General features: G+C 38.7%; 13 protein-coding genes. 6 read left to right on the plus strand and 7 right to left on the minus strand.

Translation table 11 applies throughout. The features are described from left to right. Positions 1–4: 4 nt before the first annotated feature. The 7 genes from ACHRWY_RS04535 to ACHRWY_RS04565 all read right to left on the minus strand — a co-directional run bounded on the left by ACHRWY_RS04535 (position 5) and on the right by ACHRWY_RS04565 (position 9,757). On the minus strand, positions 5–307 hold the full coding sequence (locus ACHRWY_RS04535) for a sulfatase-like hydrolase/transferase (protein ID WP_395353213.1): 303 nt from the start codon (positions 305–307) through the stop codon (positions 5–7). A gap of 204 nt (positions 308–511) precedes the next feature. Beyond that, a complete protein-coding gene (locus tag ACHRWY_RS04540) occupies positions 512–775 on the minus strand; it encodes a sulfatase-like hydrolase/transferase (RefSeq protein WP_395353215.1) in 264 nt (87 codons plus the stop codon). A gap of 325 nt (positions 776–1,100) precedes the next feature. Continuing rightward, entirely contained in the window at positions 1,101–3,554 is a 2,454-nt protein-coding gene (gene galB, locus ACHRWY_RS04545) for a beta-galactosidase GalB (RefSeq protein WP_395352948.1), read from the minus strand. A 45-nt stretch (positions 3,555–3,599) separates the two neighbouring features. Continuing rightward, entirely contained in the window at positions 3,600–5,324 is a 1,725-nt protein-coding gene (locus ACHRWY_RS04550; protein ID WP_395352950.1) for an alpha-L-fucosidase, read from the minus strand. Between the two features lie 263 nt (positions 5,325–5,587). Next, positions 5,588–6,253, minus strand: a complete 666-nt coding sequence (locus tag ACHRWY_RS04555) for a hypothetical protein (RefSeq protein WP_395352952.1) — start codon at positions 6,251–6,253, stop codon at positions 5,588–5,590. 412 nt (positions 6,254–6,665) lie between these two features. Continuing rightward, positions 6,666–8,267: a hypothetical protein gene (locus ACHRWY_RS04560; RefSeq protein ID WP_395352954.1), complete on the minus strand. Its 1,602-nt coding sequence runs from the start codon at positions 8,265–8,267 to the stop codon at positions 6,666–6,668. A gap of 476 nt (positions 8,268–8,743) precedes the next feature. Next, positions 8,744–9,757, minus strand: a complete 1,014-nt coding sequence (locus ACHRWY_RS04565; RefSeq protein ID WP_395352956.1) for a LacI family DNA-binding transcriptional regulator — start codon at positions 9,755–9,757, stop codon at positions 8,744–8,746. A 223-nt stretch (positions 9,758–9,980) separates the two neighbouring features. Between ACHRWY_RS04565 and ACHRWY_RS04570 the strand changes: the two genes are divergently transcribed. From ACHRWY_RS04570 to fucP, 6 genes are all read left to right on the plus strand, one after another. After that, positions 9,981–10,994: a GntR family transcriptional regulator gene (locus ACHRWY_RS04570; protein WP_395352958.1), complete on the plus strand. Its 1,014-nt coding sequence runs from the start codon at positions 9,981–9,983 to the stop codon at positions 10,992–10,994. A 509-nt stretch (positions 10,995–11,503) separates the two neighbouring features. After that, positions 11,504–12,877, plus strand: a complete 1,374-nt coding sequence (locus tag ACHRWY_RS04575; protein ID WP_395353216.1) for an MFS transporter — start codon at positions 11,504–11,506, stop codon at positions 12,875–12,877. A 395-nt stretch (positions 12,878–13,272) separates the two neighbouring features. Further along, entirely contained in the window at positions 13,273–14,289 is a 1,017-nt protein-coding gene (locus tag ACHRWY_RS04580) for a zinc-binding alcohol dehydrogenase family protein (RefSeq protein ID WP_395352960.1), read from the plus strand. 1 nt (position 14,290) lies between these two features. Beyond that, positions 14,291–15,124: an amidohydrolase family protein gene (locus tag ACHRWY_RS04585; RefSeq protein WP_395352962.1), complete on the plus strand. Its 834-nt coding sequence runs from the start codon at positions 14,291–14,293 to the stop codon at positions 15,122–15,124. Then, positions 15,115–15,906, plus strand: coding sequence for an SDR family oxidoreductase (locus tag ACHRWY_RS04590; protein WP_395352964.1), 792 nt, complete (start codon positions 15,115–15,117; stop codon positions 15,904–15,906). The genes ACHRWY_RS04585 and ACHRWY_RS04590 overlap by 10 nt, the downstream gene beginning before the upstream one ends. Before the next feature lie 78 nt (positions 15,907–15,984). Further along, positions 15,985–17,313, plus strand: a complete 1,329-nt coding sequence (gene fucP, locus ACHRWY_RS04595) for an L-fucose:H+ symporter permease (RefSeq protein WP_395352965.1) — start codon at positions 15,985–15,987, stop codon at positions 17,311–17,313. Positions 17,314–17,324 lie beyond the last annotated feature (11 nt).

Here is a 17,324-nt window from a genome sequence, read left to right on the forward strand (position 1 = left end):
TGGTTCATATACGATATCTAATGTAGTACTTCTGCTTGTAGCAATGGGTGTGAGAAGTTTGGATATCTCTCATCAGAACTTCTTTAGCATGTTTGTCTCTAGGAGAAAGAGAACTATACATTGGGGCAATGTAAAGGATAAATGGTACCCGGTATCCCAGATCGATACCGTTTGTTTTTCCTCTTGGCATTGCTTCACCGTGATCTGCATAAAGGATAATGATCGTACTATCCATCAGATTATCTTTTTTTAATCGTTGTAATATTTTGCCAATCTGATAGTCGGCCAGAGAGATGCTATTATAAATCCTGGCCTATTGTTTTCTCAGTTCGGGAGAGTCTTTCAGAAATGGTGGGAGGGGTAATTCCTGTTCTTTTACTACCCGGTTTTTTGGCAGTTTCTCCAAAACTAATTTTTGGTAATCTGCATACGGACAGTTAGAAGTTCGTGATTCATGTGAAGCCATAAAATTAAATACAGCAAAAAATGGCTGACCAGGATTTTTTTTCCATCATCCCGCATAGCTGGAACTTTCATTCCACGATTCTTGGATGATCCGCCGCTCGGCACAACTGTTATAATCTGTTTTAGCATTGTTTGAAGTATAATACCCCGTTTTTTTTAAATAATAAGGGAACCCGTGGATAGAATCCGCAGTCTGATAACTGCTTGTGTGATTGCCCGTTCCTAGTTTGTAAGTTTTAACCCCTGTAATGATACAACTCCTGCTGGGAGAGCAAACCGTTCCAGTTGAAAATGCGTTAGAGAATTTTATCCAATTTTAGCCTAAGGATCTATTGTAGGTGTTTTAGCATACTTACTTACCATAGCAGCCTATAAAACCAGGGGAGGTATCTTCCAATACAAGACATCGAACGTTTGGTTGCTTCTGTGCATAGCACTTAGCCAAACCAAATATACAAACCAAGACGCTAAGGCGAATTGTCAGGAATTTAATATTTCGGTATGCGTTCATATATCTTTTTTTTTGAAAATGCCTTGCTCATTAGTCCGTCAATATTTAATTAATCTTTAACTGTACAACAGCATGAAACAGCCACTGAATCACTTGAAGCTTTTATGCCCGCTTCACATTTCAGTTATTTTGTTGAAATTCCAATACTTGTCTCTTTCAGGTAAGAACCCATGGCCTTCACCACAATATCGCCCGGCATTTTAGATGGCTCTACCACAATGATCATTTTACCATTAAAAGCCCTGTAATAATTGGAAGCGAACGAGGTCTGATCGGTAGGATCGCCATTGCATAAGGCCCTTAAATTTCCTACACCTTGAACTTCTACAAATATCAAGCTGTTTGCTGTCGGGCAAAGATTTCCGTCTTTATCGTGAATTTCCGCTGTGATATAGCAAAGGTCTTTGCCGTCAGCATTGATTGTTTTCCTATCGGCAGTTAATACGATCTGATACTGCTCGCCGGCAGTTCTAATGACTTTTGTGTCTGCTGCTTTTCCGGAATTGTCGTAGGCTACAACTTTGATTTCGCCGGGCTGGTAAATCACTTCGGGCCAAATCAAGCGGTATCGGGTAAATGGCTGACTTTTATCGAAAGTTTTTACCCCCATACTGACGCCATTTACAAATAGTTCGGCTTTAGGATAATTGGTGTAACACAGCACCGGAATTGTATCGCGAATACGCCAGTTCCAATGCGGTAAAAGATGCAACATGGGTTTACTGCTCCAATGACTTTGGAACAGATAGAAACGGTCTTTTTTGATTCCGGCAAAGTCTATGATTCCGAAATACGAACTACGTGCTGGTGTTCCTGCATAATATGGAGTTGGTTCACCTAAATAATCGAAGCCTGTCCAGACAAATTCTCCTGCAGCTGCCTGGCAATCGTCGAGCATGGCAAATTCTTCATCAGGTGTAGTGAAATAACTAGGCCCCTCAACGTCAAATGATGACAATTGATAATCGGGATAGCGCGGATAGATTTTTCGTTTCAAGGGAAGTTTGTAAACTCCGGTAGAACTTAGCGTTGATTGGGTTTCTGAGCCTAGAAAAATATAGTTTGGATAATCCTTGTGGATTTTATTGTAACTAGTGAAGCGCCATGGTGGATTAATGTAGTTGATTCCAATGACATCAATGGCATCGCCCAGCCCATTTTTAATGGCATATTGCGGTGAGTTGAATGCTGCGGTAACCAGTCGGGTTGGGTCTTCCCTGTGGCAGATATCGGTAAGAAATTGTGCCACCTTAGCACCTGATTTGTAATTTTGCTCATTAAGTTCATTACCGGTACTCCATAGAAAAACAGAAGGATGATTACGATCGCGATGGATCATTGCCACCAGATCTTTTTCTGCCCATTTATCAAATAGTCTGTGATAGCTATTTTTGTTTTTCCCCAATTTCCATTCATCAAAAGCTTCGACCATCACCAGAAAGCCCATTTGGTCGCATAAAGTTAGTAATTCTGGCGAAGGTGGGTTATGCGAGGTACGGATGGCATTACAACCCATTTCCTTGAGCATTTCCAGTTGGCGTTCGGTTGCACGCAGATTTACGGCAGCTCCAATTGCTCCTAAATCGTGATGATTACAAACACCTTTAATCTGCACACGCTGGTCATTTAGAAAGAAACCTTTGTCTTTATCGAAGCGGAGCGTCCGAATACCAAAGGAAGTTTCATACACATCTTTTAATGTATTGCCCACATATACTTTACTGATAGCTTTGTACAAAGTTGGTGCTTCAACGCTCCAAAGACTTGGTTTAGCCACCCTTAGTGTTTGCTTGAAGGTGGCGGTATCTTGGAAAGTTTGAGCAAAAGAATTTTTGGCAACTTTCTCACCCTTGCTGTTCAGAATTTCTGTAACCAAGGTGATCTTCTGACTTGTCGATTTTTGGTTTATTATGCTCGTTTTTATACAAACTTCAGCCTTTTTTACTGAAACTGACGGTGTGGTAATGTAAGTTCCCCAATGTTTTACGTGCACATCATCGGTGGTAACAAGCCGAACGTTCCGATATATTCCTGCTCCAGAATACCAACGTGACGATTCGGGTTTGTTTTCGATACGGACAGCCAATAGATTATCGGTTCCGAACTTTATTTTCTCGGTTAGTTCGAAGGAGAATGAAGCATAGCCATATGGCCATTCACCGACAAATTCACCGTTAAGAAAAACCTTTGCATTGCTCATGGCACCGTCGAACTCTATAAAAATGCGTTTGCCTTTGTCTTGGGCACTCACGCTGATTTGCCGGCGGTACCAACCTACACCATATGCAGGTAAAGCACCGGTACGACCGGTATGCAAATCAGGCTTCGCCTCACGATCTTGTTTTATTTGTATAAACTGCTTGTCGATATTCATATCGAATGGTCCGCGGATAGCCCAGTCGTGGGGAACTTTTACTACTTCCCAGTCGGTATCGTTGCAATCTATAGATTTACCATTGGCAATTTCCTTCTGCATAAACTTCCAGTTTTCATCGAGCAGTTCAACTCTACGGGGATTGGTTTGTGCAAAGCTATTTAAAACACTGCATAGCACTAAAAATAGAAGTGAGATTCTCATGTAGATAATTTTGTAATTAATTTAGTATCTGCTCAATGAGTCATATTATTTTGATTCCAGACCTTTTATTTGGCCCTTAATTTTAAGGCCGAATGCAAACTTACCGGGTATATTTTTAGGCAGCATAATCTCCAAACCAGCCTCAGTTTGTTTCCAGGTTAGTTTCTCTCTGCTTCCTAAAAGTTTTACATCCGAAATTTTTCCAGCGCTAGATGGTAAGGACTTTATTACCGCTTTGAGGTCAGAAGGCCATGCCATAAGCCAAGCATATAGATTGCCATTGTTGACCGTAAAACGGATATCTTTTGAGGTATAGGGTGTTTTGGCCTGCTTAGGTCCCAAATTTCCAATCTCCATCATTACTGTTCCTTCACCCCATTTGTTCCATGCCGATGAATCATAGATACCTTCTCCATTAATATCCATCCAATCGCCCATGTCTTTAAGGGTTTGTTCGCCTCCAGGATCAAGCTCACCGGAAGGGGTAAGGGGAATGTTGATCACATAGTTACCATCTCTTGATACCGCATCAAGGAGCTGATGGATGACCATCCCGCTGTCGTAGAAAGTACCTTTTCGATAGAACCATTCTCCCAAACCATTTTCAGCCTGCCAAGGCTGGTCAAGTTTAATTCCTTCGGGAACACGTGATTCAGAATTTACAGCAACCGCTCTTGGATCCTCGTCTCCTTTGGTGAATGCCATAGCGTTGAGTTTGCCGCCATTTTTCTTCATATTAGTATTGTAGAGGTGAGCAATAACCCTGGGTGTTGCATCTGCCCTGTAACCACGTCCGGTTTTCCATCCTGCAAAAGGATAGGTGTATTTTCCTCCGTCGAAATAAATAAAATCAGGAGAAAATTGATCTATCGCATCTATTACACGGTTAGTCCATTTATTGGCATACCATCGTGCAAAATCTATATTTTTCTTCAGGTTGCCGTTTGCAATACCATGGGATAAAGGGTCTTTCATTCTATAGGCCACTGAATCGCCATTAAAACCAGAAGGGTAGGTCACATCGTCTTTAAGGTCAATTCCGTAAAGGTCTTTTAAATCAAGTCCCATTTTTTTCCACCAGGTATCTTTTCCATCATAATTTTGTGCAGCGTCATAAGGCACACCTTTCTTTGGGCCTTCTAGATCGCTCAGAAAGGCAGGTTGAAACCACCATAGTGAATAATCGCCGTGAAAAGCTATCCCGAACTTCATACCTTCCTTTAGAGCAGCCTTTTTCCAATCCGCAAGAATATCACGTTTCGGGCCAATCTTAACGGAATTCCAGGGTTGATATTTCGAATTCCAGAGGTCGAAATTGTCATGGTGCATTCCCTGGGCGATAACATAACGTGCACCTGCTTTTTTATACAGTTTCATGAGTTTTTCGGGGTCCCATTTTTCGGCTTTCCATAAAGGTAAGATATCTTTATAGCCAAATTCACTTGGGTGCCCAAATTTTTGTACGTGGTTTGAATAGACATTAACATACTTTGGCCAGGCGAATTTTTGCATGTAAAGCCATTTGGCATACCAATCACCGTCTTGGCCAGCGGCTTGCGGGCCCCAATGAAGCCACATTCCAATTTTTGCCTGTCGGAACCATTTGGGTACTTTAAAATGATCTCCAAGTGATTTCCAGGTTGGTTCACAAGGGCCTTCGGCGATCTTAACGGGTATCTTTTCCATCGGAATGGAGTCAACTGGTGATTTTTGTTCCTGAGACAAAGCAGGAGAAACGATAGTCAGTATTAACCAAAACGATATCGTCAATTTTCTAAAATTAGTTTTCATTTTACTGTGAATTAGGCAAGCCTTTTGGACTTTGTTTTCTTTGTGTCTCAAATCTAATCATTGCCTTATACCTTTTGTAATTGAACCTTAGTTTTTTATGTTGGGAGCGTTCCCAATATATGGGAACGGTTGCAAGATTTTTTAGGTGTAGTGTAGTACTTGTTTTGGAAATTAGGTACAATATTTGGGGCGTGAATAGTATGATCAGATGTAAGGCTCTTTATTTGCCTTTTAGTAGTAAGTTATTGAGTTTTATCATGAGAGCTTGTGTGTTGTGTTTCCTTTTTTAGAAATCTGGTATCAAAGATTATAAGCGACCCATTTTTATCTATAAAACTAATAGTTTTTCTCGAAACATTCATTGATATACAGTTTGGTTTTCCAAAGTTTGGCAGCAATAAAGATAAATTAATAGAATCATCCTTGACTCTACCATTGATATAGGTTAACAATCCCGAGGCAGAATTATATTTAACAAGGGCCAGATTTTTATCATTTTTAATCTTTGTGATCCACATGGTGCCATTGTTAACATAAACATCTCTTGTAGATAGATCTACATACACATCACCTGTATTTCCCTGAGTGCTAGGAATTCCATATTTTTTTATAATATTTTTTAAGTTATTCCATTGGTTATTGTACCAATAAAAATAGCCCGGAGAAATATCATTTGCCTTAGCTGTATTGTATATTAAAAAATTATTAATGTGCAGACCAGTAGATGTGGTTGTATCTTTTCTGGTCTTTAAAGGTGTTTTTATTATGTCAATTTCATAATTTTTGCAAATGATGTCAAATTCCTGTGTTAGGTTTGGTATTTTTTGCGGCATGGGAGATTGACTAAATACGAAGTGAGGAACTATTAAAGTTAAACAAAAGATAAAAAAAGCAGCACTGTTTTTCATTTTTTTAAGGGATTATTTTTATTTGGAAAATACCATAAGTGAGCTCACGAGCCTTAACTTGGAACTAAAAGTTGGGACAATGAGAATAGTAGCATTCTTTAGATCAAAATTAGAGCAAAGAAAAGTCGCGGCTTAAAAAAAGGTGTAGACAAAAAATAGACAACAGGGATCCCCTGATAGAAATTTAGTAAACTAATCCATGTAAAAGTATAGCGATGCAGTGCTCTGGATTTTTCTGGAGACTTTGGTAATCTTTAAATAGATTGTCTTTTGATAGTTAGCGTATTTACCTGAGACCTCCTAAGGATAAAATAGATAGGGCTACCTTTTAAACTGTTTGTCTTTAAAGGCTATTTGTAACATGGGGTGAAGGGCTTAACCCTGGCAGAATAATACTGATTATATATTTTACTTAGATAGACAAAATTATTTCGGTGAGATTTTGCTCAGCTGTAAGGTTTAGTTTTTTGCGCAGGCGGTACCTGGCCGTTTTTACACTATCTGGGGAAATATTTAGAAAAAGCGACATTTCTTTCACAGACATGTTAAGCTTTATAAGGGCACAAATTTTTAGGTCATTAGAGCTGATATCGGGATAGGATTGTTTGAGACGGGTATAAAAATTTTTATTAATACCCTCAAAGTAAAGATCAAAATTGTTACACAAAATATTCTGCTCGAGATGACGATTCACTACCTTTAGAAGCTGCTGTTCTGAAAGAGGCTCTTTTTTCTCAATTGCGGTTTTGATTTCGTTTAACAGCTTATTTTTTTCAAGTATTTGTAAAGTGATGCTGCTGAGCTGGTTTTCCCTGTGCTCAAGATCATTCTGAAATTTGATTTCTTCAAATTCTTTCTCTTTTTCCAGTGCCTCGACAAGGTCATTTTTTAGCTGAAGCAGTTGCTTATCACGCCGGTTAATCTTGTGTGAAAAATAAAATACAATCATTAATATTATAAAAATAGTGATAATTAAAAGGGTCAAAGTAAAATTGGTATGTTCAATATCCTTTTTTTCCTTATAGACAGCTGCCAGTTTTTTATTTTTTTCACCTACTTTGAATTGTACTTCCAGTCTTTTTCCGATTTTTTCTTTCTCCAATAATAAAAAGGGATCCTTAATAAACAAAAGACGATTTTGAAGCTGGGTAATTTCAAAGTATTTTTTTTCCACTTTCCTTAAAGCAATCAGATACTGAATTGCTTTTATTTCAAATATTTTATCCGAAAGGGTAATAGCTATGTTATTTGCCTTTTGGTAATAGTCATTTGCTTTTGAAAGATCACAAGCATCGAAGTGGTATTTTCCTAGATTTATTAATGAAAAAAATTGAGCTTTCTTATCGTGAGTACCTTCAGCTATGCTTAATGCTTTTCCGAAATATTGCGGAGCCCTTTTCTTATAGTTGTTCTTTAAGGCATATTGTCCGATTTTAAGATAGGAATACGCCAATGAAACCTCATTGGATGAATTTTCAAAATCATTTCTCAACGCTTTTTTGAAAGTTGAGATTGCAGAATCTTTAATGCTCTGGATCTGAAAAAGCGGTTCGGAGCTGGAATGTGATAACGGGTTTAATAGGCTATTTCTATTACTATTTTCAAATAAACCGAGTTCTTGACCCCTCATTGCTCCAGCTTGCGAATATTTTCCTTGTCTTGTATAAATTATGCTCATTAGCTCAAGACATTTACCACGCCCGGTTTTGGCCAAGGCGGGTTTTGTTTTTTCAAGTTTGGAATAGTTCTCCAATGCATTTTTGGCATATTGAAGAGCATTTTCTAAACTATTTCCATAAGACCATATTCCTAAATATAGTAGCGCTTCGGCCTTATTGGCAGTATTGTTATCTTGTTTTGCTTGTTCATAGGCATGAAAAAAATGGCAAAATGTGTGATTATCATTAACTAAACAGGACCAATCTGCCTGCTGTTTTTTTTTTGAGTATTGAGCAACTAAATTCAAAGATAAAAACAGCAGCAGAAGCAGAAATAAAGTCCTTTTGTGTAACATAATTTTATAAGAAATCTGGTTGGCAAATTACCAACCGCTGCCAGAAAAGGCATGCTTGATTGATAATGACCATTTTTGTGTGCCAAATTTATCTCATTAAGTAAGAGAACCCTTTTTTACAAGATGCTAAATTATATGGGAACGTTCCCAATAAATGGGAACGTTCCCATTGAGTAACTTTTTTTTTATCTCTTCAGAACAATAGAAAGGGACTGTAAAGATTCTTTTCAATAAGTCATGGCCAATCCTATGATTCAGGTAAAGTTTCGATCGACATCATATGGCATTGTACTGAAATTTTAGGAGGAAATTATACCAAACTACTTAATTTCTTCCCTGAGGTGATATACGCTTTAATACGACAAATATTTTATTAGTATTATCGTGCAACCTAAAATAGTAAAACTCAAATGAAGGATATGATTTATAGGTATTGTGTCCAGCATGTGGACTTTTAATGATAATTCAGCAGGTTTTTATGTCGATTCTCTTATTATCAAGTGCGTCTTTAAGACTTTTGTCACAGCCTTCCAATCCTTAACATCCCGGCCAATCTGTTCAATTAATAACTCCGCGGCAGTACGGCCGATTTCTGAAATAGGCTGGGCAACTGTTGTTAAACTTGGCGCAATGAGCCCCGAAGCATAATCGTTGCTGAAGCCGACAACAGCAATTTGCCGGGGAATATGTAAGCCTCTTTTTTTGATAGTCCCCATAGCTTCAATAGCAGTTGGATCATTCACGGCAAAAATTGCATCTGGCGGAGTTTTAAGATCAAGGAGCTGATTTACATAAGTATTGACTTTAGAAATTTCAAGGTCGTAGGATATGATGAGTTCTTCATCGATGGGAATGTTGTGTTTTTTCAGGGCAGCTTTATAACCGTCAAGGCGACGGCTGCTGATTAGTAATGAAGGGGGACCAGCCAGATGTGCAATCCTTTTTCTCCCGCTTTCTATAAGGTATTCTACGGCGTTAAAAGCGCCCTCAAAATCATCTACGATCACTTTAGGAACTGGCATTTCGCTGCAGACTCTGTTAAAGAACACAATAGGAATACCCTTTCTTTCAAAGACCCTGAGGTGGTCGTAATTTTTGGTTTCCTTTGTCAGAGAGATCAAAATACCGTCAACCTGATTGGCCAGCATTACTTTTGTATTGGCAACTTCGGTTTCATAGTTTTCGTTAGACTGGCTAAAAACAGTATTGTAACCTGCTAGTTTGGCAGCTTGCTGCGCGCCGATAATCAACTGGGGAAAATATGAACTTGAGAACTCGGGAACAATAATACCGATATTATTTGTTTTTTTTCTGATAAGGCCAATGGCCAGCATATTTTTTTGATAATCAAGTTTTTTGGCAAGTGCAAGCACAGCCTCTCTTGCCTGGGGACTTACATTGGCATGCCCATTGAGTGCCCGGGAAACAGTGGATTTAGACATGTTTAACTCCGTGGCAATATCCACGATAGTTATCTGGTGTTTCTTCATTTGGTCTGTTTGGTTTGGTTAGTTATTTAGTATCGATAAAGGTAATGTTTTTTATATTTGACGCAAAAATGCGCCCAGAATATCCGTTAATTGGCAGGATTGCCTGTTTAAAATTAGTTTTCCTGTGGTGCTTTTTCTCTTCAAAGGTAAAAAAAACTAGTCTGGTCTGGTACATAACTAAGGTCTTTGTATATATTTGTTTAAAATATTATAATTATCACCTATGCTTGAACATTTAAAGATTAATCCTGAATCAAAAGTTCCCAAATACATACAGTTAGTGGATACCATTGTTGATTATATAACATCTGGTAATGCTCAAATAAGTGATAGGATTCCATCTGTTAAAAATATTTCTGATAAATTGGGACTCAGTCGCGAAACGGTTTTTAAAGCGTTAAATATTCTCTCTGAAAAAGGAATTATTACTTCTTCCAATACAAAAGGTTACTTTATCACTAAAGTAAATACAAGTATTCAGCACAGAGTTTTTTTTATGTTAGATAAGATGACTTCCTTTAAAGAAAGGATTTATGATGGATTACGATTTAATCTAGATAAAAATTCTGAAGTTGATATCTTTTTTCATCATGGCAATAAAAAAGTTTTTAGATCATTGATAGTTGAAAATATAAACTCTTACACTCATTTTGTAATTAGTACTTTTTTTAATGAAGATGTAAGTGATGTGCTGAATTTAATCCCGGATGGGAAATTAATATTAATTGATCAAAAAGAGCATGGGATTTTAACCCAGCACAGTCAAATATATCAAAATTTTGAAAATGACATCTTTGAATCACTTTCAAAAGTTTCTTCTGAGATTAAAAAGTATGAAGAAATTTGCTTGGTGGCTCCCTTAACTGCTCCTCATAAAACTTCGGTTATGAAAGGATTTAAAAAATACTGTTCTTTTGTTGGGACGAAAAGTTCCACCATCGATCATACCGAAATTGATGAGATAAAAAAGGGAATTTTGTACATCTTAATTAGCGAGAAAAATGATGACCTTGTAAAAATCATCAAATTCTGCAGGAAAAACAATTACAATCTTGGAAAAGAGATAGGGGTTATCTCTTATAATGAAACGCAGTTAAAGGAAATTTTAGAAGGAGGAATAACTGTTATTTCTACTGATTTTTTTAAAATGGGCCAGCGCGCTGCCGAGCTTATAAATAATAATGAAACTGGCTCGGAAGAGAATCCTTCAGAAATTATTATAAGAGCTTCCATCTAAGAGTAGAATTCCTTGTTTTAGCCTGATTTTCCAATATGCTTGTTTGGAATGTTTTTCATCTATCGCAAATTTTTGTTGCCACCAGTACCTGGCATAAATCAAAATTAGTTTTTTACCTATCATTTCTTGTTGGTGTTAAATTATTATATCATTCTTTCTCTTATTGTTAAATATTGTACTATAAAATAATGAAAGCCGTTTTTTTTATTGTAAAAAAAATAGATTTTGGCTGTTATTCTAAAAAATATTATATATTTGCCAACCAAACCAGACCAAACCAAACCAGCTAAGTTTTAAAACCATATAAACCCAGTGTTAGTTTTAATTTTCATTTAATGGTTTTGTACAGAATTGGATCGGGAGAGGTATTTATAATTATTAGATCAATAAGCAAGACTAATGTTCTGCAGGAAATAAAATATAAAAACAAATTTTTCCAATAAAATAAAAGGTATAAAAGAAATATTTTACGTAACAGCTTATTAAAATTAAATATGAAAATAAAAGGTATGCGCTGGTGGATTATTGTATTGTTATTTATCGCCGCGGTTCTAAATTATATTGACAGGCAAACCCTGTCGGCTTTAGCTCCAACGATACAGATCGATTTGGTCATGAATGATCAGCAATATGCCAATGTTATCAATATATTTTTAATAGCCTACACCATTGCTTATCTGATTTCAGGCCGTATTGCCGATAAAATCGGAACGCGTGCCAGTTTGTTTTTCTTTGTAGCATGGTGGTCCGTATTTAACATGCTCACCGCGGCTGCGCGTGGTGTAAACTCCTTAGGTTTTTATAGATTTGGATTAGGGCTAGGGGAGGCCGGTATTTGGCCCGCAGCCTCAAAGGCTGTTTCGGAATGGTTTCCGGCAAAAGAAAGAGCCCTGGCTATAGGTTTGTACACCATGGGAGCCACTATCGGGGCTACAATTGCGCCTTACATAGTAATTCCACTGGCCACTTATGATTATACACAGGGAGTTCCCGCAATAGCAAATTGCCTAGGAACCGGTACTGGGTGGCGTGTTGCTTTTATTCTAACTGGTCTGGCGGGTTTAGTATGGTTGATTCCCTGGTTAATGATTTACAGGCGTCCGGAAAAAAGCAAATTAATTTCCCCTGATGAACTCCTTATGTTACAAACAGCTTCAGCTGCCGAGAATCCTGATAGTGCTGAGAATGTAAATCCATGGTCATGGAAACAGGTGCTGTCTTTCAGAGGTACCTGGCTTTTGTTATTGGCCCGATTAATTACAGACCCTGTTTGGTATTTCTATCAATTTTGGTTTCCTAAATATTTAAGCTCCGATAGAAATCTATCCCAGGAAGATTTAAAAATTACCTGGATAATTTACGCGGCCGCCGGTGTTGGCAGCCTTCTGGGAGGCGTCATATCGGGCAAAATTGTAAAAAAAGGAATTTTGCCTGTGCAAAGTAGGATGTGGGTTATGCTCTTTTGTGCCTTGCTTATGCCTTTATCTCCCTTTATCGCAACAGCAACCGGTTTAAGTGCTTCACTTACCTTAACGGTTTTCACTATCATCGCTGCCTTAGCCTGGTTAATTAACATCAGCTCACTGGTGGTGGATATCGTGCCTAAACATTCCCTTGGTACCGTATTTAGCGTAGTTGCTGCAGGTAGTACAGTGGGAGGCATTGTAATGAATATGATTGTAGCTTCCATGGTGACCGGCCCATCTGATAAACCCGCTGGCTTTTTGGACACGGCTTTTCACGCTGCATTAAATCCGGTTTTGAATGCCGTTGAGGGCCAGGGATATGCGATGTGGTTTTTGATTATGGCATTCCTGCATCCAATAGCGTGGCTAATGTTGAAATTTGGTGGGATCTATGGTATTTCGATTAATAAAAAATAGTATTGAGGTTTTTTTGTTTAACTCAGTAGTGGTGGCTGCCTTTTGATAGTTTTTATGGCGCCTTTTAATTTCGGGGCGAAAAGTAGGCGCCCCGATTTTATTGAAAAACCTACTCTTAGTAGTATAAAATATAATTTCAAAGATATAGGAAGAATTAGACCATAGTTATGGTTTTCTTTCCGTTTCTCTCTTGGTGCCGTTGAATCGTAAAAGCATGATGTTGCAATCTCTAAGATTTTGACTTACATGGTTTTCTTAAAATAAAGTATATCCAATGCGCTGTGAAACGGATCCAGGTTTATGATTATAATCGGTATGCTCTACAAGGCCATACCCAAAATAAGTGATGTGATGGATTTTGCAGCCATCGCCCCGAATCAAAAAAAATTTTACGTATGAAATATATTGTTTGCCAAAAGCCAGGTGAGTTTATTTTAAAAGAAAAAGAAGCTCCCGTTAGAAAAGAAAATGAATCCTTATTACAAGTTAATAAGGTAGGGATCTGCGGAACGGATTTGCATGCCTATGGCGGAAATCAGGCATTTTTTAGCTATCCCAGAATACTGGGACATGAACTGGCGTGTACTGTACTGGAAACTGGTGAAAACGCCAGAGGAATAAACGCCGGAGATAAAGTGGTAGTGATGCCCTATATTAGCTGCGGTATTTGTATTGCCTGTAGAAACGCAAAAACCAACTGCTGTGTCAATATTAAAGTATTAGGGGTGCATACCGATGGAGGAATGCAGGAACAAATTTCGGTTCCCACTTCAATTCTTTTACCGGCCAATAACTTATCTGATGACCAGATGGCAATTGTGGAGCCACTGGCCATAGGGGCACATGCCGTGCGAAGAGCAGGCATTGCTGCGGGAGAGATCGTGGCTGTGGTTGGTTGTGGTCCCATCGGAATCGGGATAATGAAACTGGCTCAGATTGCCGGGGCTAAAGTTATTGCCATTGATGTCAATGAGCAGCGTTTGGCTTATGCCAAAGAAAAAATTGTTGTAGATTATACCGTGAAAGCCGATGCCAATACCGTTGAGCAAATCACCAAAATTACCAATGGAGACCTCTGTACGGCTGTTTTTGATGCATCAGGTTTCAAAGGTGCTTTAGAAAGCTGCCCGAATTATATGTCACATGGCGGCCGTTTTGTGCTTGTTGGATTATCCAAGGCAGAATTGACCTATAGTCATCCGGCTATTCACGCCAAAGAGATAACCCTGATGTGCAGCCGAAATGCCACTACCGAAGATTTTGAGCACGTTATAAGTATTTTGGACCAGTTTCCAACAGCATCCTACATTAGTCATAATGTCCCTTATACCGAGATGATTGATAATTTTGACAGTTGGCTCAATCCAGCTACTGGGGTAATTAAAGCCACTGTTGATTTTAAGCTGACATAACATGACCATAGATTCACATCAGCACTTTTGGAAATATGACCCCCAGAAACAACCCTGGATCGGGGAGGATATGAAAGCCATTGCAAGGGATTTTATGCCTGAAGATTTAAAAGCGGTCTATCAGATTAACCAAATTGACGCTTGCGTGGCTGTTCAGGCCCATCAAAGCCTGGGTGAAACGGAATTTCTTCTGGATTTGGCCCAAAAAAATGACTTTATCAAAGGAGTTGTCGGCTGGGTTGATTTAAAGGCCTTGGATATCGAGAGTGTTTTGAACCGCTACAGCGGGTTTGAAAAACTAAAGGGATTCAGACATGTGCTGCAGGGCGAAGCGGATCATAATTTCATGGTACGTCCCGATTTTTTAAATGGAATTGCCGCTTTGCAAAAATATAATTTCACTTATGATATTCTTATTTTTCCGCATCAGTTGCTGGCAGCCGTGGAACTTGTAAGCCGTTTTCCAAATCAAAAATTTATTATCAATCATATTGCAAAACCCTATATTAAAGACGGGTTTTATAAGGGCTGGGCAGTTGCACTGAGCGCAATTGGCCAATATCCAAATGTCTATTGCAAACTCTCGGGAATGAGTACCGAGGCTGATTATAGCTCTTGGACCCCTGAGCAAATAGAGCCTTACATGCAATTGGCCCTGGATGCTTTTGGGCCAGAGCGGCTCCTTTTTGGCTCTGATTGGCCGGTATCTTTACTGGCCGCAGACTATGGAAAAACAAAAGAATTAGTAACGAATTTCATTGCAAAATTAAGCATCAAAGAGCAAGAGGCTATTATGGGCGGCAATGCAATACAATTTTATAAATTATGGATTTAGCATTAAAAGGAAAGGTAGTAGTTATTACCGGTGCGGCCGGACTTAAAGGAAGCATTGGAGTCACCATCATGGAGCATCTTGCCATCGAAGGGGCTATTCCCGTTATAATTGACAGAAACGATCGGGGATATGCCTATATAGAAGAAATTCAAAGTAAGGGAATCGACGGATTGTTTTGTAAGGCCGATGTAACCAATCCCGAAGAAGTTCAGAGGGCCATCAAAGAGATTGTGGAGAAATACGGTCGAATTAACGCTTTGATCAACAATGTCGGTGTGAATGACGGAGTAGGACTTGAGGCTTCATATGAAGATTTTATGAATTCTCTTAAACTCAATATGGTGAGTTATTTTTTAATGGTCAAGTATGCGCTTCCTTATTTAAAAGCTTCCAAAGGCCAAATTTTAAATATTGGTTCTAAAGTTGGGTTAACCGGTCAGGGCGGGACTTCTGGTTACGCCGCTGCCAAAGGTGGTGTTCTGGGTTTAACGCGCGAATGGGCGGTAGATTTAATCAAGGATTCGGTAAGGGTAAATGCTATTATTATAGCCGAATGCTGGACTCCTGCCTACCAAAGCTGGATTGATACACTAGAGAACGGGCAGGAAAAATTAAAATCCATTGTGCAAAAAATTCCTTTGGAAAACAGAATGACAACCCCTGATGAGATTGCTGATACCTGTCTATTCACCATATCGGAGAGATCCTCACATACCACTGGCCAGTTCATTTTTTGTGATGGAGGTTATGTACACCTGGACCGTTCCTTGTTGACAGTTTAAAAACAGTTGCCATAGAGAACAAATCATACTTGTTTATTACTTTTTCTTTCTAACCAATCAACCTAACCAATTCAATTCATGGATACCAATCAATCTTTTAGGATTCCTGTAGTAAAAAAGGAATTACTTTTTCAGTTTATTATCATCACAACTTTATTTGCCCTTTGGGGAATAGCCAATGATTTGACCACGCCAATGGTTTCTACTTTCAAAAAAGTAATGCCCGAATTATCCAATGTGCAGGCCTCACTGGTACAATTTGCCTTTTATTTCGGTTATTTCTTTATGGCTTTGCCGGCAGCTTTATTCATTAGAAAATTCAGCTATAAATCAGGAATTATAGTAGGGCTTATCTTGTATGCAACTGGCGCTTTTTTGTTCTATCCCGCGGCACATTATCAAAGTTACACGTTTTTTCTGATCTCACTCTGGGTGATTACCTGTGGTTTGGCCTTTCTCGAAACCACCTCAAATCCACTCATTTTATTTCTTGGAAATAAAGAGACTGCCACCCAACGTTTAAATTTAGCGCAGGCATTCAATCCTGTTGGTGCCATAACGGGCCTTGTCATGGCCCAGTTTTTAGTGATAGATAAAATAAAATCAGACCATTACACGCCGGAGGCCCTAAAGGCTTTAAATTCAGATGAGTTGGCCTTAATTCGCAAGAATGATTTAGATGTGATAAGCGTGCCATACATCGGACTGGGAATATTTGTGCTCATTATTCTGCTAATCATCATTTTTACCAAAATGCCCAAAACAGCGCATGAAGATAAAATGTCCATTGGAGATTCTTTTAAAAAGTTATTTGCCAACAAAAATTACAAACACGGGGTTTTAGCGCAAGCTTTTTATGTAGGGGCGCAGATCATGTGCTGGACTTTTATTTTTCAATATGTAGACAACATCAATAAAACATTTTCACTGGAGCTGACAGCTACTTATTACAATATAGCGGCGATGCTTTTATTTTTACTGGGCCGATGGATTGGAACCGGACTAATGAAAAGTATAAACCCGTCGAAAATCTTGATGGTATTTGGTATTGGAGGAGTGCTGTGCGCAGCTGGAGCAATTTTCTTTGAGGGCATGCCCGGGCTAATTTCATTGGTTTGTATTTCTGTTTTTATGTCCATTATGTTTCCAACCATTTATGGCATAGCCTTAAAAGATATGGGAGATGAAGCAAAAATTGGCTCTGCGGGACTCGTTATGGCTATTGTTGGCGGCGCCCTGATGCCGGTTTTACAAGGCAGTATCCTGGATTGGGGTGGCCCTGGATTCGCCGATTGTCAAGTATTGGGCTATATTGACGAGGTGAATTTTTCATTTATCCTGCCTTTAATTTGTTTGGCAGTTGTGGCCAATTATGGTAGGGTGTCTCTACGCAATAATTCCAATTAAACCCGTGGAAC

The sequence above is a fragment of the Flavobacterium sp. FlaQc-48 genome, from assembly GCF_044007335.1.
In the GTDB taxonomy this organism is placed as follows: domain Bacteria; phylum Bacteroidota; class Bacteroidia; order Flavobacteriales; family Flavobacteriaceae; genus Flavobacterium.